The 22426-nt window shown below is 46.3% G+C and carries 18 protein-coding genes; 17 read left to right on the top strand and 1 reads right to left on the bottom strand.

Annotated elements, in window-relative coordinates; translation table 11 throughout:
* Positions 1-55 precede the first annotated feature (55 nt).
* From LZG74_RS12880 to LZG74_RS12815, 14 genes are all read left to right on the top strand, one after another.
* A complete protein-coding gene (locus LZG74_RS12880) occupies positions 56-925 on the top strand; it encodes a hypothetical protein (RefSeq protein WP_233796980.1) in 870 nt (289 codons plus the stop codon).
* Complete coding sequence (locus LZG74_RS12875; RefSeq protein ID WP_233796979.1) at positions 925-1890, top strand: CDP-alcohol phosphatidyltransferase family protein; 966 nt, start codon at positions 925-927, stop codon at positions 1888-1890. Before LZG74_RS12880 ends, LZG74_RS12875 begins: the two co-directional genes overlap by 1 nt.
* On the top strand, positions 1871-2884 hold the full coding sequence (locus tag LZG74_RS12870) for a lysylphosphatidylglycerol synthase transmembrane domain-containing protein (RefSeq protein WP_233796978.1): 1014 nt from the start codon (positions 1871-1873) through the stop codon (positions 2882-2884). Before LZG74_RS12875 ends, LZG74_RS12870 begins: the two co-directional genes overlap by 20 nt.
* 86 nt (positions 2885-2970) lie before the next feature.
* Positions 2971-3681, top strand: a complete 711-nt coding sequence (locus LZG74_RS12865; protein ID WP_233796977.1) for an HAD family hydrolase — start codon at positions 2971-2973, stop codon at positions 3679-3681.
* Between the two features lie 58 nt (positions 3682-3739).
* The gene (locus LZG74_RS12860; protein ID WP_229204234.1) at positions 3740-4648 is read left to right on the top strand and encodes a PfkB family carbohydrate kinase; all 909 of its coding nucleotides are present in this window, start codon (positions 3740-3742) and stop codon (positions 4646-4648) included.
* A gap of 15 nt (positions 4649-4663) precedes the next feature.
* Positions 4664-5236 carry a DUF4833 domain-containing protein gene (locus LZG74_RS12855; protein WP_233796976.1) on the top strand — a complete coding sequence of 191 codons (573 nt, stop codon included), beginning with the start codon at positions 4664-4666 and terminating at the stop codon, positions 5234-5236.
* 157 nt (positions 5237-5393) lie between these two features.
* Complete coding sequence (gene cmoA, locus LZG74_RS12850) at positions 5394-6140, top strand: carboxy-S-adenosyl-L-methionine synthase CmoA (protein ID WP_233796975.1); 747 nt, start codon at positions 5394-5396, stop codon at positions 6138-6140.
* Positions 6137-6868, top strand: a complete 732-nt coding sequence (locus LZG74_RS12845) for an isoprenylcysteine carboxylmethyltransferase family protein (RefSeq protein WP_233796974.1) — start codon at positions 6137-6139, stop codon at positions 6866-6868. Before cmoA ends, LZG74_RS12845 begins: the two co-directional genes overlap by 4 nt.
* A gap of 105 nt (positions 6869-6973) precedes the next feature.
* Positions 6974-8260, top strand: a complete 1287-nt coding sequence (locus tag LZG74_RS12840) for an NAD(P)/FAD-dependent oxidoreductase (RefSeq protein WP_233796973.1) — start codon at positions 6974-6976, stop codon at positions 8258-8260.
* 83 nt (positions 8261-8343) lie between these two features.
* The gene (locus LZG74_RS12835; RefSeq protein ID WP_233796972.1) at positions 8344-10740 is read left to right on the top strand and encodes a GAF domain-containing protein; all 2397 of its coding nucleotides are present in this window, start codon (positions 8344-8346) and stop codon (positions 10738-10740) included.
* A 37-nt stretch (positions 10741-10777) separates the two neighbouring features.
* The gene (locus LZG74_RS12830; protein WP_233796971.1) at positions 10778-12007 is read left to right on the top strand and encodes a Pycsar system effector family protein; all 1230 of its coding nucleotides are present in this window, start codon (positions 10778-10780) and stop codon (positions 12005-12007) included.
* 3 nt (positions 12008-12010) lie between these two features.
* Positions 12011-14047 carry a polyphosphate kinase 1 gene (ppk1, locus tag LZG74_RS12825; protein ID WP_233796970.1) on the top strand — a complete coding sequence of 679 codons (2037 nt, stop codon included), beginning with the start codon at positions 12011-12013 and terminating at the stop codon, positions 14045-14047.
* Positions 14048-14052: 5 nt separating this feature from the next.
* Entirely contained in the window at positions 14053-14907 is an 855-nt protein-coding gene (locus LZG74_RS12820) for an SdiA-regulated domain-containing protein (protein WP_233796969.1), read from the top strand.
* Positions 14904-18692: a metallophosphoesterase gene (locus tag LZG74_RS12815; RefSeq protein WP_233796968.1), complete on the top strand. Its 3789-nt coding sequence runs from the start codon at positions 14904-14906 to the stop codon at positions 18690-18692. Before LZG74_RS12820 ends, LZG74_RS12815 begins: the two co-directional genes overlap by 4 nt.
* A 1-nt stretch (position 18693) precedes the next feature.
* On the opposite strand, the gene LZG74_RS12810 is transcribed toward LZG74_RS12815, so the two are convergent.
* Positions 18694-19215, bottom strand: coding sequence for a DUF4142 domain-containing protein (locus tag LZG74_RS12810; protein ID WP_233796967.1), 522 nt, complete (start codon positions 19213-19215; stop codon positions 18694-18696).
* A 256-nt stretch (positions 19216-19471) separates the two neighbouring features.
* On the opposite strand from LZG74_RS12810, the gene LZG74_RS12805 reads away from it, so the two are divergent.
* The 3 genes from LZG74_RS12805 (at position 19472) to LZG74_RS12795 (ending at position 22346) form a co-directional block, all read left to right on the top strand.
* Entirely contained in the window at positions 19472-19894 is a 423-nt protein-coding gene (locus LZG74_RS12805; RefSeq protein ID WP_233796966.1) for a two-component system response regulator, read from the top strand.
* A 101-nt stretch (positions 19895-19995) separates the two neighbouring features.
* A complete protein-coding gene (locus LZG74_RS12800; protein WP_233796965.1) occupies positions 19996-21645 on the top strand; it encodes a glycosyltransferase family 39 protein in 1650 nt (549 codons plus the stop codon).
* Positions 21646-21722: 77 nt separating this feature from the next.
* Complete coding sequence (locus LZG74_RS12795; protein WP_233796964.1) at positions 21723-22346, top strand: hypothetical protein; 624 nt, start codon at positions 21723-21725, stop codon at positions 22344-22346.
* The last annotated feature ends 80 nt before the right edge of the window (positions 22347-22426 follow it).

Below are 22426 nucleotides of genomic sequence, written 5' to 3'. Positions count from 1 at the left end.
AATTGAGTAACCGACACCAAATAAAGGCAGGAGCGTTTGGCCTGCCGCAGCGTAAATGAGTGAATTAAATATCTTAGGCGTTCCGAGGAACCGCAAGTTCTCGCCTAACCACATTGGAAATGACGATGCGATTTTTTCTTTGACAGCAAAGGAATTAGAAAAAATGGGATGCAAAGTGAGAATCAGTTTTGAGGACGATTTTTTGAAAAATGAAAATATCGCCGAGCGGCATATCTTCACGATGGCCCGCCAGAAAGAAGTGGTTAAAAAATTGCAGGCGTTGGAAGAAAACGGTGCACAGGTCATTAACTCAGCATTCGGAATAGAAAATTGCTTTCGCACGAACCTGACAAATGCTTTAAACCAAAATAACATTCCCGTAGCCGAAAGCTACATTGTGCCAACGGATTACACAGGCGACGATGTTTTTGATGCCATTACAGGGAAAGGTTACTGGATCAAAAGAGGCGATTTTCACGCGATACACAAAGAGGACGTTTCATTTGCAGCCTCGCGTGAAGAAGCGAGGGAGATTTTGCGGGAATATGCATTGCGGGACATTCCGGATGCGGTGATCAGCAAACATTTGATCGGTGACCTCGTGAAATTTTACGGCGTGCGCGGGACGGACTTTTTCTTTTGGTTTTATCCTTATGATAACAACCATCATAAATATGTTGAATACCAAAACATTAACAGCGCATCGGCTTATTATCCCTTTGATGCGGGACGTTTGCAGCAGGTTGCTACGGACGCATCAGGAGCAGTTGGAATAGATATTTACGGCGGTGACGCCATTATAGGAAAAGACGGCAGTTTCCGCATTATTGATCTGAACGACTGGCCGAGTTTCGCGCCATGCCGTGACAAAGCAGCCGGACACATTGCCAGCATTATATACGAGAAATTTACAAAAAGCAATTAATGGATCCAGTTATAAAGCACAACGCCGCTCCCGAACCAGCGCCATCCGCATTTGAAAGCTCACTGAAATCCAACGATACAGAGGAGCAGATCGACATTTGGTTTTACCGCCCGATCGGCTATCAGATCGCATTGTTTTGTGCCAAAATAGGGTTGAGGCCCAATCCGGTTACGATTATCAGTATTTTCTTCGGCGTTGCGGCGGGGATCCTGTTTTATTATCAGGAATTGTGGATCAATGTGATCGGGATGCTGCTGCTCGTTTTTGCCAATTCGCTGGACAGTGCGGACGGGCAACTTGCGCGGATGACGAATGATAAAAGCCGGTTAGGAAGGATTCTGGACGGGGCCGCTGGTGATTTTTGGTTCATTGCCATTCACATTGCGATCTGTCTCAGGAGCATGAATGAGGGTTGGAGCGCGTGGATTTGGGTTCCGGGTGTGCTCGCGGGCGCGTCACATGTGGTCCAGTCGGCAATGGCGGATTACTATCGCAATGTGCATTTGTTCTTTATCAAAGGAACATCGGGAAGCGAGCTCGACAACAGCCGCGACTTGCAGGCAGAATACGACAGCCTTACCTGGCGCAAGAACTTTGGGATGAAATTCATCGCCCGTACTTACCTGAACTACACCAAGTTGCAGGAAAGCTTCTCACCCCATTTGCAAAAGCTCCTGACTTTGGTGCGTGAAAAATACAAAAATGGCTTGCCCACAGCGCTGGTAACCGATTTCAGGGCGCATAACAAGCCCTTGATGAAGTATACCAACATTGTTCAGTTCAACACACGTGTGCTTTTTCTGTTCTTATGGCTGTTTCTGGACCAATCGTGGATTTATTTCTTCTTCGATATGTTTGTCCTGAACCCGATCCTGATTTACATGATCGTGAACCAGGAGAAAGTGAGCCGTTATTTTTATCAAAAGATTTTGACTGAAAAAACGAATGAGTTCCAAGGCGTATAAAGCCCTCTTCATGGCGATCGGCATTTTGTCGTTAGGTTATATGATCTACGGCACGGGACCGCTTGTGATTTGGGAAAATATCAGCAGGACAGGCATCTGGTTCATTCCCGTGATCGGGAGCTGGCTGGTGATCTACATCCTGAATGCGCTTGCCTTTCGTTCGATCATCCGCGAGCCGAATTTACCTGAAAGCAATCTCTCGTTCTGGTCGGTTTTGAAACTGACAGTTTCGGGATATGCGATTAACTATATTACGCCCTTTGTGGCGCTGGGCGGGGAACCTTACCGGATTTTAGAACTGAAACCTGCATTAGGGATTCAGAAAGCAACTTCTTCGGTTTTGTTATACAGCTTAATGCACATGTTTTCGCACGTCATTTTCTGGCTCGTTTCCATTGTTCTGATTGTAGCCGTTGTGCCATTGAACAATGTCATGCTGGCCGGATGTGGGATTCTGCTCGTGACGGGGCTGGTTTTAGGTTACTGGTTTATCAATGTTTATAAAAAGGGATTTACTGTCAGCACATTCCGGCTTCTGGAAAAGATACCTATTGTCAAAACCAAGGCGAGGGCATTTGCATTAAAGAACTCTGAGACATTATACGAGGTCGATGAACAGATCCGCATTTTATATGCCGAGAGGAGAAACGTTTTTTACCTGTCGTTGTTCTATGAATTCGTAGCAAGGGTCATCGGCTGTGCAGAGATCTTTTTCACGGCCCACGCCATTGGATTAGGCATGTCGCTGTCGGAATCGCTGATCATCAGCTCAGGATCGTCGCTCTTTGCCAACCTGATATTCTTCTTCCCCATGCAACTCGGCACAAGGGAAGGCGGGCTGGCACTGGCACTCAGCAGCGTAGGATTTGCAGCATCACAAGGCATCTTTATTGGCATCGTAATGCGGATCCGTGAAATTGTCTGGATTATCATTGGATTAGCCCTGATTACCAAGAAGTCGAAAGTAAAGCAGGAAGCTGCATTAGTTGAGTGAAAGGGCCCTCAGCGGGTTAGGGTCATTAATAATATATATCAATTTAAAAAAAGGCCCAAGCCGGTTGCCGACAGCCAAAGTACAATATGATTAAAGGGATTTTATTTGATTACGGCGGTACGATCGATACCAACGGCCTGCATTGGGCCAATGTTTTGTGGGAAAGTTACCAGCGTAACCAGGTAAATGTGGACCGGGATGCATTTGCGGAGGCATATAAATTCGGCGAGAGAGCATTAGCGATCAAGCCGATCATTGAACCGCACCACGTGTTTTATGATGTGTTGTTTCTGAAAGTGGAGCAGCAATTCAGTTTTTTGAAAGAAAAAGGATTTGTTCTTCAAGATGAGGCAATAAGGCTCATCGCCACGGAATGTAACCAATTTGCGCGCACTAATGTTGAAAAAGCAGCGCCGGTTTTGGCACTATTGGCGCAAAAATACCCGCTTGTGATGGTTTCCAATTTTTACGGGAACATCAATCACGTTTTGGAGGATTTCAGCATAAGGGATTATTTCCAGGCTGTTGTTGAATCTGCTGTCGTTGGCGTCCGGAAGCCCAACCCGCAAATTTACCAGCTTGGCATTGATCAGCTGGCACTGTCTCCTCAGGAATGTGTGGTGATCGGGGATTCTTATTCCAAAGACATTCAGCCGGCCAAGTCATTAGGCTGCAAAACGATCTGGCTGAATGTGAAAGGGTGGGATGAGGCCGATACGGATTTTAAAGTTTCGGATGCGGATGCTGAGATTACCGATTTTGCCCGGATAGCGGACAGCATTACAAATTTGGGCTAGTTGTCAACTTTTATCGGGCACCGACACAAGCCTTGATAAAATTAAATTGAAAAAAAACATGTACGACATTTGTACCATAGGGCACATTACTTTGGATAAAGTGGTAACTGCCCAGTCAGTCAAATTCATGCCCGGCGGCACTTCGTTTTACTTTTCGAAGGCTCTGCGCCAATTCGATGTGGACTATATGCTGGTAACGGCGCTGGCTGAGAAAGAGAACCATATTTTATCTGCATTAAGGGATGAAAACATCCAGATCTTCTCGCAGCCGAGTGAGTTTACCGTGTATTTTGAAAATATCTACAGTGCCAACCAGGATCACCGCGAACAGAATGTGCTGCATAAGGCGGCGCCATTCACCACCACGCAAATGCCTGACATTGAGGCCAGGATATTTCATTTAGGGCCCTTGCTTTCGGATGATATCACTGTGGACCTTTTGAAATCGCTGGCCGCTAAGGGCACGGTTTCACTGGACATTCAGGGTTATTTAAGATATGTAAAAGATCAGAAGGTTTTGTATAAAGACTGGGCCGATAAAAAAGAAGCGCTTCCGCATGTTTCGATCCTCAAAGCCAATGAGTTTGAAATGGAAGTGGTGACCGGCACCAGCGACGTGCGCAAGGGCGCTGCATATCTGGCGGACCTTGGTGTAAAAGAAGTGATCATCACACTGGGCAGCAAAGGCTCACTGATCTATGTAGACAATGATTTTTTCCGGATTCCGGCCTATAAGCCAACAGCCATCGTGGATGCTACGGGCTGCGGGGATACGTATATGGCTGGTTATCTGAGCAAAAGAATTCAGGGAGCAGGCGTACAGGAAGCGGGTGAGTTCGGAGCGGCGATGGCCACTTTGAAGATCCAGTCGTCCGGGCCATTTTCGGGGAATGCCGCAATGGTTGAAGAAGTGCTTCAATATGGAGAATGTGACCGTGAAATGATTGCCCAGGCAATTTATCAATAGTACTCAACAATAGTCATGAAAAACGCAGTTAGAATGATGCTGGCTTTGAGCCTGCTGCTGTGTTCGTATTCAGGAAGTTATTCTGCTAATAAATATTCAAAGGAAGCCGTTGCGGAGCCCGATGAATTTCCAGTACCAAAGAACATCCCGGGATTGCTTTTCTACATTCAGCGTGATCCCAATGCGAATACAATTATTTACCACCTTAACATGGACGAACAGGGTCGGTTAAGTCAAAAGAATCCTGTTGATGCGTTCTGGATGAAGTACGCCGATGGCGGCGAGAAGAAGGATCTGAATTACCTGCAACGAAAATTTGCATACGGAATTAATTCCAAGGCTATCGGAAATGCTACTTACGAGCTGCGGTCCGTGGCGTACTCAAAATTGCCGCTTTATTTGAGGAAAGACAGCAAGAACGAGTATCACGTTTATGCAAATATCAACAAGAAAGAATGCATCCTGAGCCGGGTTTTTATCCGGATCGACGGGGGAACGTTCTGGTCGCCCAATGTACTTTATATTGAACTCAAAGGAACTGAGACGGCTACCGGCAAGACGGTAGTGCAGCGGATTAAGCCGGTTTGATGCGGTTTATATTAGGCAAGTGCACGTTAGTGAATGGAATTTATTTTTTATTTACCATTTTTATGGCTGAATTCCACTCCATTGCTTTTTCCCTGCCCGATGGCAGGATATTTGTTGGAGCTAACTGATAGCGAACCTAAATAACGCAAACCTAACGATGACCGAATCTCCGCATCCCGAGCGCGACAATGTTTTTGAAGATGAAATTACCAAAGTATCCGATTTTAAATTCGGTACAACAGTTGTAAAAGTTTTTGACGACATGGTCAGCAGATCCGTCCCGTTCTATAACGAGATGCAGCGCATGTTGGGTGAAATTGCGGCGGATCACGCCAAAGAAGGAAGTTCTGTTTACGATCTGGGCTGCTCTACGGGCACCACAATGATTGAAGTGGACAAGCTCATTCCTTCGGACATCCGGTTTATCGGCATCGACGAGTCGACAGAAATGCTGGACAAATGTGATGTAAAGTTAAAGGAAGCGGGTTTTGTCCGTCCTTATGAGCTGTTAACAGGCGATTTACACGAAAAGCTGCCGATCAAGAATGCGTCCGTTGTGATCCTCTGCCTTACATTACAATTCGTGAGGCCGCTGTACAGAGAGCGGTTATTGCGCAACATTTACGAGGGACTTAATCCCGGCGGCGTGTTGCTTTTGGTGGAAAAAGTGCTGGCAGAGAGCACGGTTTTCAATCGTGATTTTATCAAATATTATTACAATTATAAGCGCCGTAACCATTACAGCGAGATGGAAATTTCGCAGAAAAGGGAGGCCCTGGAAAATGTTCTGATTCCTTATAAGCTGTCTGAAAACCTGCTTTTATTAAAGGAAACGGGCTTTGGAGATTGTGAAACTTTCTTCAAATGGTATAATTTTTCAGGTCTAATCGCTTATAAAAAATGATGGTCACTATTGGCAATTTCTTTTTCAGGTTCAGAAACATTTTGTTCATTTTTCTTTACCTGCTTTTATTCTTACCCTCACCTTTGCTGTTCAAGCCGGAGCATTTTGGAGAGAAGTATTATTTGTTTCCGATCATTCTGGGCCTGTTAGTGACATTTTCTGGTGAAATAATCCGGGGCATTACGATTGGCCTTGCATACATTATCCGCGGCGGACGCGACAGGAGGGTTTACGCGGAGAAGCTGGTGACAGAAGGCATTTTTAAGCATTGCAGAAACCCGCTTTATGTTGGAAATATCCTAATGTTGCTGGGGGTCGGTATTTTGTCAAATTCTTTGGTTTATGTGGGCATTGTTATGCCGTCTTTTTTGTTCATATATCAGGCGATCGTGCTGGCCGAAGAGAATTTTTTACGCAACAAGTTTGGCGCTGATTTCGACAATTATTGCAGGAAAGTGAATCGCTGGATCATCAATTTCAGCGGCATGTCGGAGACATTCAATGACATGCGTTTTAATTATAAGCGATGGATTTTAAAGGAATATAACACGTTGTTCGTCTGGTTAATGGGGATCACTGCCATCATTTTGTTCAGATATCCCGAGCTGACGCCGGACAGCGATACGCGTATCAAACTTTTCATAGGCATAGGTGTTTTTCTCGGCCTGGTTTATGGTTATATCAAATATTTGAAAAAATCGGGGAAAATGACCGACAGCCTGGCCTAGCGTGCCTCTTTTGATAATCTTACTTGGGGTAAGCTTGCAGACTGTTTGCCGATCAGCGCGGCACAAATAATTAAAAACGATACCCCCTAATAAACAGTAAGCATTATGAAAATTGTAATCGTAGGTGGCGGATTTGCCGGTGTGAATCTGGCGCTTGATCTGGCCAAAAGCAATAAGTTTGAAGTAACACTTGTCGATAAGAACAATTACAATTTCTTCCCGCCGCTGATTTATCAGGTTGCCACGGCGTTTTTAGAGCCGTCCAGCATCAGCTACCCTTTCCGAAAGCTTTTCAGGGGAAAACCAAATCTCTTCTTCCGGTTGGGTGAGCTGCAAAGCGTGGTAACCACCGAAAACAAGATTATCCTTTCAAACGGCGAGCTGGAATATGATTACCTGGTGTTTGCCACCGGCGCAGAAACGAATTTTTTCGGTATGGAGAATGTCAAGCGCAATGCTACGCCGATGAAAACGGTGGAGGATGCCATAGGCATGCGCAACAGGCTCTTGCAGCAGATGGAGCAGGCTACAATTTCCGAGGATCCGGAAGAAATCAGAAAGCTCCTCACCGTAGTGATTGCCGGTGGCGGGCCTACGGGCGTGGAAATCTCAGGGATGTTCGCCGAGATGCGTAACGGCATTTTAAGAAAAGAATACCCCGAACTGGCCGGAAAAGGAAGCGAAATATACCTGGTCGACGGCGGCGATGCATTGCTTTCCCCGATGAGCGTTGCTTCTCAAAAAGATACTTACGAGGCTTTAAGAAAGCTCGGCGTGAAGATAAAGCTGAACACCCACGTATCAGATTTTGTTGACGATAAGGTGTGTTTCAGTGAAGGTGAATGCATTGAAGCGAAAACATTGATATGGGCGGCAGGTGTGACGGGCAAAGTGTTCGAAGGCATTCCCCCGGAAGCCTATGGGCGTGGCAGGAGAATGCTGGTGGATGCATATAACAAGCTTGTCGGGACGTATAACATTTACGCTATTGGAGACGCCAGCTTGCAGCAAACAGACCCTAACTTTCCAAACGGGCACCCGCAGGTTGCGCAAGTGGCCATTCAGCAAGGTAAAGCGTTGGCGCAAAATTTCAGAAGAGCAGCAGAAAATCAGGCTTTAAGACCGTTTACTTACCACGATAAAGGCTCAATGGCCATTATAGGCCGCGCAAAGGCCGTTGTGGACATGCCGTCGCCTAAGCTGCATTTCAAAGGCGTGATCGCCTGGCTTGCCTGGCTGTTTATACACCTTGTCTCGCTGATTAATCACCGGAACCGGATCAAGACGCTGTATAACTGGATGGTGGCTTATTTCACCAAAGACCAGTCGCTGCGGATGATCATTAAGCCATCTGTTACTCAGAAGGTTGCAGAGCCTGTTTTGAAAGAGTAATTAATATTTAACATTGGAGTTTAACAAAAAACGCGGACTTTTGGCGACCGTCTGTAAGTGAGCGCTTTTTAAAAATAATAATAATGGAACCGAAGATTATTGATGTAATCCAAGATGCACCATACGGTCTCCAGAAAATCGATTCTTCCGTCTCATTCAGGAATTTTATAAACTTCCTGGAAGAGAAAGCAGGTCAGGAACAAACAGTCAAAAAAACATTCTTCTCCATGGTGCTGGACAGGCTTCGGTCTAATCCGGCATTTTCCGCGGACATTGATCTCAACAACATTGCGGATTTCAAGGAAGAACTGAGTTTGGTCTATGGCATGCTGATGCCGCCCGTTACGAACGAAGATGAAGTTTTTTGGGCGCTGAGCACGCCTGTAAGCCCTGTCGTATTTTACGGCACATCAGGCTTTTATAAGCTGATGACGGATAATTCCGGCTGCGTCCGGTGCGAGATCGCGGATAAAACCGCGATCAATGTGAAGCAGAAGATGAAAAAGCTTTACTCGTTCATCCTCGAACGGCTTTATCATTTTCCGCCCATGCATGAAAACGACCTGATCATTGCGCTGAACGACGACAAGACCGGCCTGAAACGATATTACCGTGCAAATCTGGACACCCGTTTTGCAGACGTATATGCCAAGGGAAGCCTTCCTGAAATTGATGTGGAAGAAATCCGGAAGGAGTGGCAGGAATCCAGCGAAATAGATGTCCTGAGCCAGTTGCTTCCCCTTACCATGTTCCGGTTTGAGGGCTTTTCCGTTATTACATTCACGGATGTAACGGCAGAGCATGCCGTTGATAACATTAAAAGTGCCATCCTGGATCGCGCATCCTACGACGCGAACACCTATTTCAGCAATATTACCAATGCGCTGAAAATGCTGGCATGTAATTCGGACATTGATTTTGGCCTGTTACCCGTGCTGCGGGTAAACAAAAAACTGGTTTTTGACCGCAGTACCGTGCTTTTCAGCAAGCTGATGACCGCGGCGCTCGAAAATGATAAGGCCGAAGACATGTATTTGTCTATGGCCAATCAGTATTTTCAGGCCCCTAAGGTGGTGTTTATGAGAAATCTGGCTCTGGAAGATGAAAGCAAGATGGATTTCATCCGCACGCTCAAAGCTGATGGCGTAGAATCATATGCCTTGCTGCCGGTATATTATGATAGTAAAGCCATCGGTGTGCTGGAAGTGTATTCCAAATCCCAGAAGGCGATCGATGAGCGCGTGCTGGCGCGGCTGGATGCAGCGCTTCCGTTCATCGGGCAAATGATGAAATATTACATTGATGAATTCAATGTAGAGATCGACAATGTGATCAGGGAGAAATTCACTTCATTACAGCCAGCGGTGCAGTGGCGGTTCCGGGAAACGGCGTGGCATTACTTGCGTGACAAATCCCTCAGCCTGCCTGCGCCAACCATTGAAAATATCCAGTTCAGGAATGTGTATCCGCTGTACGGGGCCATCGATATCAGAAATTCTACACTCGAAAGAAATGCAGCGTTACGGGATGATTTGCACTTACAATTTGACTTATTGATAGAAACCTTTACGATATTAAAGCAGAAACTGGGATTCGGGCTGGCCGATGAAATGATCTATAAATGTAAAAAATGGATCGAAGAAATCAACAGTGACTCCACGGACAGCGATGAAATGCGTGTGCGGGATTTCCTCGAATACGAAGCACATCCTTTCCTGCTGCATTTCAAGGAAGCCCGGGCTTTTCAATCGGCCTCCGGTATGACGGATGATGACAATGAGGAACTGGTGGATGTTATTGACAAGTATTTTGAGATAACAGACGAACATACCGGTGCTGCTTTTTCGAACAGGCGTGCGCTTGAAGCTTCTATGCAAACGGTCAACTCGTCGGTAAACCTGTATCTGGACCTGTTCAGAAAGGAAATTCAACAATCTTACCCCTGCTATTTTGAAAAGTTCAGGACGGATGGAATCGAATACGATATCTATATAGGCCAGTCGATAGAGCCTGAAAAGAAATTTAGCGAGCTGTATCTTAAAAACATCAGGCTCTGGCAGCTGACTTCCATGGCAGCCATTTCGAAAATCACAAATTCGCTGATTCCCCAGATGGAAAAACCGCTGCAAACCACGCAGTTGATTTTCATACATTCCAGCAGCATTGATATCAGCTTCCGCGACGATGAAAGACGTTTTGATGTGGAAGGTGCGTACAATATTCGTTATCAGGTTATTAAAAAACGCATCGACAAAGTCCACGTCAAAGGGACCGGCGAGCGCCTTACACAACCCGGGAAAATAGCGCTGGTTTATTTTAATAGTAAATCTGCCGAAGAATATGTCGGTTATATCCGGTATTTACAGGAGAAAAAGACTTTAAATAGTGACCTTGAATTTCTCGATCTGGAAGAATTGCAGGGCGTTACAGGATTGAAGGCGCTCAGGGTGGGGGTTAACCTCGACTCCGAGTGGCTCTGATGCAATAAGGAATGCGGTAATAAAACTCTGAACCTCTATGAATTACAACCATCGGCTTGACAAGGTGAGGCATTATGTCCATCATTTTTTTGGTACCAAAGAACTGGCGCAACTCAGTTACCATAACCTGGTGCATACCGAAGCCGTTGTATCCAATGCAGTCAAAATAGCCAATCATTACCGGTTGGAGGACAAGGAAACATTCATTGTCGTTACCGCGGCCTGGTTCCATGATACGGGTTACAGCACCGGCGATGCGGCTGGTCATGAGCAACGCGGAGCTGCACTTGCCGCCGAGCTTCTGCGGTCGGAGGAAGTGGATGAGAGCATCATTGCGGAAGTGGAAGGCTGCATTCTGGCGACCATATGGCCACAAAATCCAAAAAACTTCCTGCAACAAGTGGTTTGTGACGCCGACCTGTTTCATTTCGGAACGCCGGAATTTTCGGATTGGAACAAGCTGGTAAGGAAAGAAGCAGAGCAGCGTGCCGGCAAAAAAATGGACAAAGCTCAATGGCGCAAAAGCACCATTGCATTGCTGGAATCGCACACATTCCAAACCGATTACTGCCGTGACGTGCTGGATAAGCAAAAACGCAAGAACATTGAAAAGCTGAAAGAAAAGGAGCTGGAATCATTACCTGCGGTAGAAGAGCCGGTTACTGAAACGGTTGCCGATACGTTTACTCCCGCAACAGCACCGGAAATCACCGATCTCAGAAAGATAAAAAATGACCGGCCCGACAAAGGCATTGAAACAATGTTCCGGATCAGCTCCAATAACCATCAAAGGTTAAGTGATATGGCTGATAATAAGGCTCATATCATGATCACGACCACGTCTATCATTATCTCCGTCCTGCTAAGCGTCCTCATCCGGAAACTGGAAGACAACACTTACCTGATCATTCCTACGATGCTTTTGCTGACGATTTGCATGATCACCATGGTGTTTTCAATCCTTTCCACACGTCCGACGATCCCGCACGGCACATTCACACAGGAGGATATTGATACCAAAAACGTGAACCTGCTGTTTTTCGGGAATTTTTACCGGATGTCGTATAATGATTATTCCAATGGCATGCAGCGCATGATGAACGACCGCGAGTTTTTATATGGAAGTTTAACTAAGGATGTATATTCCCAGGGCGTTGTGCTGGGCCGGAAATACAGGTTGCTGCGCATTGCTTACAATGTATTTATGTTCGGTATAGTCGTGTCCGTCATAGCTTTTGTGTTTGCCTCCGCACTTTTTGAACATTGATCAATGATGGAAAAGTACCGCTATTTCAACCGTGATATCAGCTGGCTTTCCTTTAATGGACGTGTTTTGCAAGAGGCTGCCAACGAGGCTGTTCCGTTGATGGAGCGTATCCGGTTCCTTTCGATTTTCTCTTCCAACCTGGACGAATTTTACCGGGTCCGGATGCCTTACCTGCAAAAAAAGGAGATCCTGGACCGCAACGAGGATGCTTACAGCAAAGCCGGGACGATGATTAACAAGCAGCAGGACGAGTTCGGAAGGATATTAAGCGAATCGGTTATTCCTTCGCTGAGCCAACTCGGCGTACATTTTTGCTACAAGAATGGAATTCCTAGCGACATTGCGAATGTTGCCGACGATTATTTCTTTGCGCAGGTTGCGGGTTTCTTACAACCTGTTGTCCTGGAAAAAAGTACATTGTTTTTCCCCGAAAACAATCAGCTATATCTCGTAGTTATTTTGCAATATTCGGCTGATAAGGAGCGGATTGCGCTGGTCAACATTCCTGCCGGTAACCTGAGCCGGTTCCTTAAAATCACAAGGGAGAAGCAGGATTACATTATTTTCCTCGAGGACATTATCAAGCGCAACCTGAAAAGTCTTTTTCCGGAAGCTATCAGTATGCAATCTTTCAACATTAAAGTAACGCGGGATGCCGAGCTGGACATGATGGATGAAGACGGGGACGACATTGCCGAAAAATTTGAAAAACAACTGATCAAGCGGGAGCTGGGTTTTGCTACGAGGTTGCTGTTCGAGCCAGGGCTGCCGCTGCGGCATTTGCAGAATATTATCTCTTTTTTTGATCTCAAAAGCGCTTCCGTTGTGCAGGGAGGCCGTTATCATAATCTCAAAGATCTGGCGTCGCTGCCGGTAAGCCCGCCTGCCGAGACATATCCCAAATGGCCTGCGGCAGAAGGCATAGAAGGTGTAAATGAGCATACATCGTTCTTTGACTCGCTTCTCGAACGCGATTTGATGGTCCACGCGCCATACCAGAGTTACGACACCATCCTGCGGTTCTTCAATGAAGCGGCTATTAATCCGCAGGTTGAAGAGATTTACACCACCATGTATCGCGTGGCGCATGATTCCAAAATTGCCTTTGCACTGATCAGCGCGGCCAAGAATGGCAAAAAGGTGACGGTCCTGGTGGAATTAAAAGCCAGGTTTGATGAAGCCAACAACATTCGCTGGGCGAAAAAAATGAAGTCTGCCGGCGTGAAGATCGTGCATAGCGTGAATGCGCTGAAAGTGCATGCCAAGCTGGCTTTGGTAAAGAGAAAACACGCTTCATGTCCATATCTGGGCTTGTTGGCGACAGGTAATCTTAATGAAGGAACGGCACGTCTTTACACAGACCATATATTGTTGACAGCCCACCAGCCTATGCTCCTGGAAGCAGAGACGCTTTTCCGTTTTTTGAGTAAAAAGAAAAAGCCGGACAGTTCCGACATTATCGCATTCCAGCATTTACTGGTGGCGCAGTTTAATTTACAAACCAAATTCCTGCAACTGATCGACCGCGAGATTGCACATGCAAAAAGTGGCAGGGAAGCAGGCATTACCATTAAACTGAATAACCTCGAAGAAGAAATACTGGTCAACAAGCTTTACGAAGCGTCGAATGCAGGCATTAACATCCGGCTGATCGTGCGTAGCGTCTGCCGGATTGTGCCGGGCGTGAAGGGGCAAAGCGAAAATATTACAGTAAAGCGGATCGTAGACCGTTACCTGGAACACGGCCGTGTTTTTATCTTTCACAATGATGGTCAGCCCGAGCTGTTTATGGGCTCCGCGGATTGGATGAACCGGAACATTTACCGCCGTATCGAAGTCTGTTTCCCGATTTACAGCGAAAAGCTCAAAGCGCAAATGATGGACATTATCGAGCTGCAATGGCAGGATACAGAACAAGCTGTCCTGATCGATAGTGACTTAAACAATATTTCACTGAAAACGGACAACAAAGGAATCCGTTCGCAGGAGGAAATTTACAGGCTGTTGTCAAAAGACATAGCCGAACTGAAAACGCATTAAAAAATATGGCAACATTCTTACAGCACATTGGTATGCTGGCCTTGCTCACGTTGGGCGGGTGCGACTCCACAAAAAAAGAACAGGTTGTTTACAAAGATTATGATCTGGGCAAGCCCGACAAGTTTAATATGCCGGAAAGCCTTTTCGAGATCTCGGGTATTACATTAAACCAGGGAAATCCCGACACCATTTACGCAATCCAGGACGAAGATGGCCGGCTTTACCGGCTGGGCTGGGACGAGCCGAAGCAGTTGAATGCTAAGTTTTCCAAAAAAGGTGATTACGAGGATGTTACCATTATCAGAAACAATGTTTATGTCCTGAAAAGCAATGGTGCCATTTATAATTTTCCATTGACCGAGGCGGTTTTTGAGGAAGTGGAGCAGAGTCGTGAAATGAAGAAAATATTGCCGAAAGGAGAATACGAAGGCATGTTTGGTGACGAGGCTTCGGGGAACATCTATATTCTCTGCAAAAATTGTGAGCAGGATAATTCCAAGCGCAGCGTTACGGGATATATTTTAGAGCCGGATAAGGATTCTGCGAAAATTTCAGAAACATTCTCGATTCAAGTCGACGAGATCAAAGCGATTACGGGCAAAGTAGAGCGCGGTTTTCGTCCGTCGGGCCTGGCCAAAAATCCGGTGACGAACGACTGGTATATTATCTCTGCGGTCAACAAACTCCTTGTTGTGACCGATAATCAATGGAAGGTAAAAGAGGCATATACGCTTAATGGGAACCAGTTTATCCAGCCCGAGGGCATTATTTTCGACAAGCAGGGAAACCTGTACATTTCCAATGAAGGTGACGATCTTTTTTCGGGCAATATTTTAAAGTTTAAAAAGAAAAGCCGATGAAGCGCGTGTTGCGGGTTATTACTTTTTTTGTTTTGCTGGTCGGGGTTTTTTCCTGCGCCAGCTATAAGACCCAGTTTTCAAAAGAAGCGGTTAACTGGGAACGGGATGCGCCGAGCCCCGATCTCGTCCTGAAACACACCATGTATCTGATCGGCGACGCCGGAAACGACTCGCCGGAAAGCCGTGCGCCTGTTTTGGAATTTCTCAAAAAAAAGCTCGAAACGGAGTCGAAGCATAGTTCTGCATTGTTTTTAGGAGACAACATTTATGAGCACGGTATGCCGCCGTCGGAGGATTCTGCGGACCGGAAAGTAGCCGAATTCAGGATCATTTCACAGCTCGAAACGCTGGATAACTTCAAAGGAACGCCCATTTTCCTGCCCGGGAACCACGACTGGCGCGGTTGGGGCGTGAAGGGTTTGAAGCGCCAGGAAAAATTTGTTGATAAATATATCAATGAAAAACGGGGGGTAAGCAATAAGGAAGATTACCAAAATTATTTCCTTCCACTGGATGGCTGTTCAGGCCCGGAAGTGATCGAACTCAATGATAATGTGGTCGTTATTGTGGTTGATTCACAATGGTGGCTTACGGATTGGGATAAGGATTCGAAGATCAATGACGGCTGTGAGATTAAAAACAGGGAGCAGTTCCGGTTTGTGTTTGAGAATGTTGTGCGCAAATACCGTAATAAGCAGGTTGTTTTCGCCATGCATCATCCGCCTTATACATACGGTCCGCACGGGGGCAGGTTCACCATCAAGCAGCACATTTTTCCACTCACCGAGCTGAATCCTGACCTATGGATCCCGTTGCCGGTTCTGGGCAGCATCAGCGCCATATTCCGCGCTACGATCGGCTCGAAGCAGGATGTTGCCAACAAGCATTATAAAGACCTGCGCACAGCTGTTATGACGGGCGCCAAAAAAAATGGTAAGTTCATTTTTGCCAGCGGGCATGAGCATGCATTGCAGTTTATAGAAAACGACAATCAGGAATTCATTGTCAGCGGAAGCGGGAGTAAAAATAGTCCGGTAAGCCTGGGTAAGGGGTCGCAGTTTGCTTCATCGCGGCTGGGATATTCAACCATTAACTTTTATGAAGGTGGTGAAGCCTGGACCAATTTCTGGGAAGTAACCGCTGACGGAAAAGAGGCGAAGCTGGTTTTTCGGAAAAAAATAAAGGATAAGCAAGCCGTTGAATTACCGGATTCGACAATCGCTTTTACCGAATATAACCAGCATAATGATTCCACGAGCCGATATGTGACCAGTAACGAGGTGAAACCCGTGGGCGGATTCCACCGATTTTTGCTTGGTCAGCACAACAGGGATCTTTACGTTGAAAAATATACATTCCCTGTCCTAGATCTGAATAAATTCAAAGGCGGCGTGACACCTGTGAAGCAAGGTGGCGGTAACCAGACCAACTCTCTGCGCCTGCGGGACAAAGACGGAAAGGAATATGCATTGCGCGGATTGACGAAGGATGTGAGCCGGTTTTTGCCATTTCCTTTTAATCAAATGATCGCAGCTAAATATCTGGTTGAGGATAACTTCTTGTCAACCAATCCTTTCGCGCCGCTCTGTATGCCTTTATTGGCGGATGCGGTGCAAGTTTACCACACCAATCCAAAGCTATATTATGTCCCTGCCCAACCCGGGCTGGCCACCTATAATGCGCTTTTCGGCGGCACCATGAACTTGCTGGAAGAGCGCCCCGACGGAAAAAGATGGAAGCAGGCAGCATTTTTTGGTAATCCTGATAAAATTGTCAGCACGCCCGACCTGGTCGAAAGTCTGCTCGAAAATGGTAAAAATAAAGTAGACGAAGCGTGGGCAATCCGGACACGTCTTTTTGATTTCATCGTGGGTGACTGGGACAGGCATGACGATCAATGGGCTTGGTCGTCGGTGAAGCAGCAGGACGGGACCACATTGTATCGTCCGATCCCGAGGGACCGTGACCAGGCATTTTCCATGTACGACGGCTTGCTGACCGGCGTTGCGCGGCTGACATTGCCGTTTCTGCGTCAGCTCCAAAGTTTCAGCCCTGAAATACAAAGCATGAAATGGACTACGTGGAGTGCGCGGCTTTTTGACAGGACATTCCTCACCCGGCTTACCTGGGAGCAATGGGAAGAGCAGGCGAAGTTTATCCAAACCAACCTCACCGACGAAGTCATTAACAATTCTTTTGCCAGCTGGCCGGAGGAAGCCAGGCAAAAATCCGCTGCTGCATTGATCCAAAACATGAAAAGCCGTCGGGATAAGCTGCTCACAATCGCCAGGACACATTATGAATTTGTGAGCGAGAACGTGAATGTCATTGGGACGGAAGAGGAAGAAAGGGTGGTGGTGGAAAGGTTGGATGAAAGGCGAACCAAAGTTTCTGTTTACGAAACCGGGAAGGACGGCCGTATCAAACATTTAAATTACGAGCGTGTTTTTAATGCTGATGTTACCAGGACAATCAATGTGTATGGCAATGGTGATGACGATGAATTTATAGTTAAAGGAGACGCCGGAAAGGGCATCAGAGTAAGATTGATCGGCGGACTGGGAACGGATGTATTTGCCGACAGCACGGGCACAAGTGCTGGAAAAAAGAAAACACTCATCTACGACGACCTGCGAAAAAACACAGTCGTTGCAGGGGCTGATACCAGGGACAAGCGCACGAATCTTTACCGTTATAATGTATATGACCGGCGCAGCGCTGACAGCAATTACGACATTGCCATTCCGGCGCCGATCCTGGGTGTGAACCCGGATGACGGGCTGTTGCTCGGCGCAAGCGCCACCTGGATGAAATATGGGTTTAAAAAGGAACCTTACGCCTCATTGCACGCATTTGGTGCCAGTTATGCCTTTGCTACCAGGGGTTTTAAAGTGAATTATACCGGTGATTTTATCAATGCATTTAAAAAGTTTGACTTTTATCTAGACACCTATTACCACGGCCCTACTTACGCATTTAACTACGCCGGATTAGGAAATGACACCGAAAGGCTGGTCAATGACCCTGATTTTTACCGGGTAAGACAAAGCTTTTTACACATTTATCCTGCATTAAAAAAACGTTTTGCCGGAACAGCCGGCTTTATTACCCTGGGGCCAACCTTTGAGCTTTCAGACATTCAGCCAACAGGCGGCAGGTTCATTACAAGTGCTGAAAACGAATTGTCCGATGATGTTTTTGAGACAAAAATGTTTGCTGGCGGCAACTTTCAGTTTGACTTCAACAGCGTTGACAACATTTTTGCGCCACATACGGGAATACGCTTTAACGCCGGTTTAAACTGGACAACAAACCTGGAAAACAAGAACAACTTTGGCTCATTCCGGGCCAGATTCGCCTATTATACCAGCCTTGATGCCAGGGAAAACATTATTCTGGCAACGCAAGTCGGAACGGGGCTGATATTTGGGGATAGTTATGAATTTTTTCAAATGCCAACATTAGGCGGAAAGCAGGGATTGCGTGGCTATCGGACGGAGCGCTTTTACGGGCATAGCAGCATTTGGCACGATACAGACCTTCGTATCCGGCTTGGCAGCAGCTATAACCCAACATTACCGCTCACTTATGGCGTATTTGGAAGTTTCGATTACGGCCGCGTCTGGCTTGATGATGAGGAATCCAAGTCCCTGCATTATAACTACGGCGGCGGCGTCTGGTTTGCACCGGTTGACATTCTCACCTTTGCCGTAGGAGCATTTATTCCAAAAGAGAAGAGGGAAGAAAAGCCCCGGATTGCATTCCAGATTGGATTTTGGTTTTAAGTTACTGAATCGAATCTCTCATGGCTTTCGCCTTTTCCAGATGCGCCTTTAACCTGGGCAGCTTGTCGGCAGCAAAGGTTTTCAGCTGAACATTGCTGGCAGACTTGTCTTGAATTTCGTACAGGTTCACCGCTTCTTCGTGCGAAATGGTCACCATTTTAATGTACGTCGTATCAAATGCGATTCCGGAAAGTTCCGACAGTGAATCCAGTTTCTGCTGCTTCCCACTCGACAATGTTGTTGGCAGGTCTACATTCGCATCCTTCGCGATTTTCATGAGCTCTTGTTTGATGCTCGTATGGTCATCAAGCATTTCCTGCCCGAACTGCTTAATGGTCTGGGTTGTGCCTTTTGACGATGCCACCTGGCCGGCATTGATCTCAAACAGACCCCCATCGGATGCAGCAAGCATGAATTGCTTATCGAGTTCGGCGGGTGCATTGGTCCCGGTTGTATCGTCGTCGCAGGCTACGGTTGCAAAAGAAAGTGCTGCTGCAAGGAAAAAGAATTTTGTACGCTTCATAAGTTATCTTGGCAATAATGCTGCTGTTGATTGAGAAAGAGGAGGCCGGTAATAATTGTGCCAATCAGCGGGAAATGATGGTTGCGAAGCGCGGATCATTTTTTTTAAATAACGTCGCAAGCAGAAAAATGGGGAATATGGGGATTTGGGGAAAGACGAAATATGCAATCCTGTTAGTCCGCAACGGCGTTGATAACGTAAATTAGACAAAAACATAATTGACACCTGATGAATAAGGCAGATAAAGTTAGAAGACATGATTAATGACCTCAAAATCCTTTTGGTAGACGATGATAAGATCATGTTGTTCCTCCACGAAATGTTTCTTAAAAAGTCCGGAATTTTAAACGATACGGTCTTGTGCTACAATGGATCAGATGCGCTGCAGTATCTGGACAGTTACCCTTCGCAGGAAACTAATTTCCTCGTGTTACTGGACATTAATATGCCCATTATGAATGGTTGGGAATTCCTGGATGCAATTGGCGGCCGTCCTTATCTCAATCGGGTCCATGTTGTGATGGTCAGCTCGGCCACAGAAGAATCAGAAATGAAAAGGGCAACCAATTATAGCCAGGTGATTGATTACCAGCAAAAACCGCTTAGCATTGAGAGCTGCAATAAAATTGTCAACAGCGAAATGCTGAAAGGTTTCTTCGAAAATCAGATTGCCAGATAGCTTTCTTTGCTATGGTGCCGGTTACAAATTAATGCCGTCGTTTCGTATGTTTGCAACATTCTCACGAAGCGTCAGGTATTCTGGCACGTAAAGAAACAATTATGCATGATGTTGAGCGTGCTCTGCAACGTTATTTCCCCTGGTTACTGATTATTGGCATTGCATTGAATGTTCCGGGCCTTTGGCTGGAAATTATTGAGCCGGACGGGGCGCTTTATGCTACAATTGCCAAGCACATGGTCCAGCACAACGACTGGATAAATCTATGGGGCGACGGCCACGACTGGCTCGATAAGCCGCATTTCCCTTTCTGGATGGCTGCGATCAGCTACAAGCTTTTTGGTATAACGAGTTTCGCTTATAAATTTCCGGCATTCCTTTTCTGGCTTCTGGGTCTTTATTACACTTTTCTGACGGGCAGGGACCTGTTTAATGTTACCGTAGCCAGGATTTCGGTCCTGATTTCCGCAGTAGCATTGCACAGCACGCTCGCCAACTTTGACGTCCGGGCGGAACCTTATCTCACCACATGCATCATTGCGGCTGTCTGGCATATGTTGTGTGTATATCAAAAAAAGAGTGGCATTCACATCGTTGCTGCGGCTTTTTTTGCGGCATGTGCTATCATGACAAAGGGCATTTTTGTGCTGCTTACCATCGGCGGCGGCTGGGTGCTGTTCTGGGTTTTTACTTCTCAGTGGCGGGAGTTCCTGAATTACCGCTGGTGGGCAATGCTCATACTCTGCTTCGTTTTCATTACCCCGGAGTTGTACAGTCTTTACGCGCAGTTTGACCTGCATCCTGAGAAAGTTGTATTTGGAAAAACAGGGGTTTCCGGATTAAAATTCTTTTTCTGGGACAGTCAGTTCGGCCGCTTCTTTAACACGGGGCCCATTAAAGGAAGTGGAAATGTTACTTTTTTCATGCATACAACCCTTTGGGCGTTTCTTCCCTGGTCTGTGGGTCTGGTAAGCGCTATTGTCTATCTCATTCGTTTTGACACGAACAGGATGCCTTTGCGCTGGATCATTTATGGCAGCACATTACTTACTTTCATTCTTTTTTCGCTGTCGAGATTTCAGCTTCCGCATTACATTGTGATCCTGTTTCCTTATTTTTCGATCATTACCGGTTATTTTTTATATCAAAAAGCGGGGCACATAAAGCTTTCGATTTTGGCAAAGGTGCAGCAGGTTCTGGTGTTCCTCGTCGCCATAGCGGTCATCGGTTTACTGTATTGGACCGGATTAAAAAATGAATGGCTCGCCACCGGCCTGACTTGCTTTATTGTAGCCGTAGTCAACATTATCCGGTTTGAGAATCCGTTGCAGCGGATTTTATACAATGGTTACGCAATGGCCGCCATCATTTACATATTCCTTTTCCTGTTCTTTTACCCATTTTTACTTCAATACCAGTCGGGCAGAAGTGCTGCAAGGGCGATCTGGGCAAATAATCCTGAACTTCCCGTTGCCGCTTACAAGTCGTTTTCCTATTCGCTTGAATTCTATGCTCCCGCGGATGTCCGGCTTGTACGTACAAGCCAGGATCTGGATGTCTTTCTCGCTAAGAAGCCGTGCTACATTTACACTTCCCCGGAGCTCGCCGACAGTTTGCTCAACGCAGGCATGAAAGCCGATATCCTGGCTGCACCCGAATATTTTCGCATTACGAAATTGAAAGGGAAATTTTTAAATAAGGACACAAGAAGCAGCGCAGTTGAGAAGCGGAGCTTACTATACGTCAGGTAATTACGCGGGGAAGAAGCGCTGCTGGAACAGTTATTGATATGATGTGGGGAAATTTAACTCATCAACAGATCAATACAATGAAAAAGCTCAAAATTAGCGTAGCACTGTTCATGCTGACATTATGCGGAACTGCTTATGCGCAAACGACAAATCAAAGCACGAAGTCATCCAGCTCAACGACCAAGGATTCGACTCAGTCACAAGGAAATAGTGCAGGAGGGACTTCGGCCTGGCCACAAAGCACAGGCACGGCAGGAGCAGCAAGACCTGGCATGGATACTACCGGAAAAAATGGTAAAATGCAGGGAACAGGAACGAGCGAAAGCACCGGACAATCGCAAGGCACCACCGGGTCACAAACTACAAGCGGTTCACAAGGAACAACCGGTTCACAAGGAACAACCGGATCGCAGAGCACAACCGGCTCTCAATCGCAGGGAAGCAGCGCTGGCGGCACTTCTGCCTGGCCACAAAGCACAGGAACAACAGGTGCAGTAACACCAGATTCTACCAGCCAAAACAATGCACAAGGCTCGTCGCAATCGACTACAACACAGCCATCTGAGGCTAATTCAAGCACTGGAACAAGCACATTGAATTCCAACATGAATGACAATCAGATGAAGGACAAGTCGGGTAAAAAAGACAAGAAACGTAAGAAAAAAGATCGGGAAGAAACGGGGACAAACGTTCCTAACTAGTTTCATTGGACGATAAAGAGACATTATATCTTGACTTTTTATACAACTATTTCTATTTTGCATGTATAATTCCTTCTAGT

The organism is Dyadobacter sp. CY327 (assembly GCF_021390415.1).
GTDB classification, from domain to species: domain Bacteria; phylum Bacteroidota; class Bacteroidia; order Cytophagales; family Spirosomataceae; genus Dyadobacter; species Dyadobacter chenhuakuii.
This window is presented reverse-complemented; position numbering and strand designations above follow the sequence as displayed.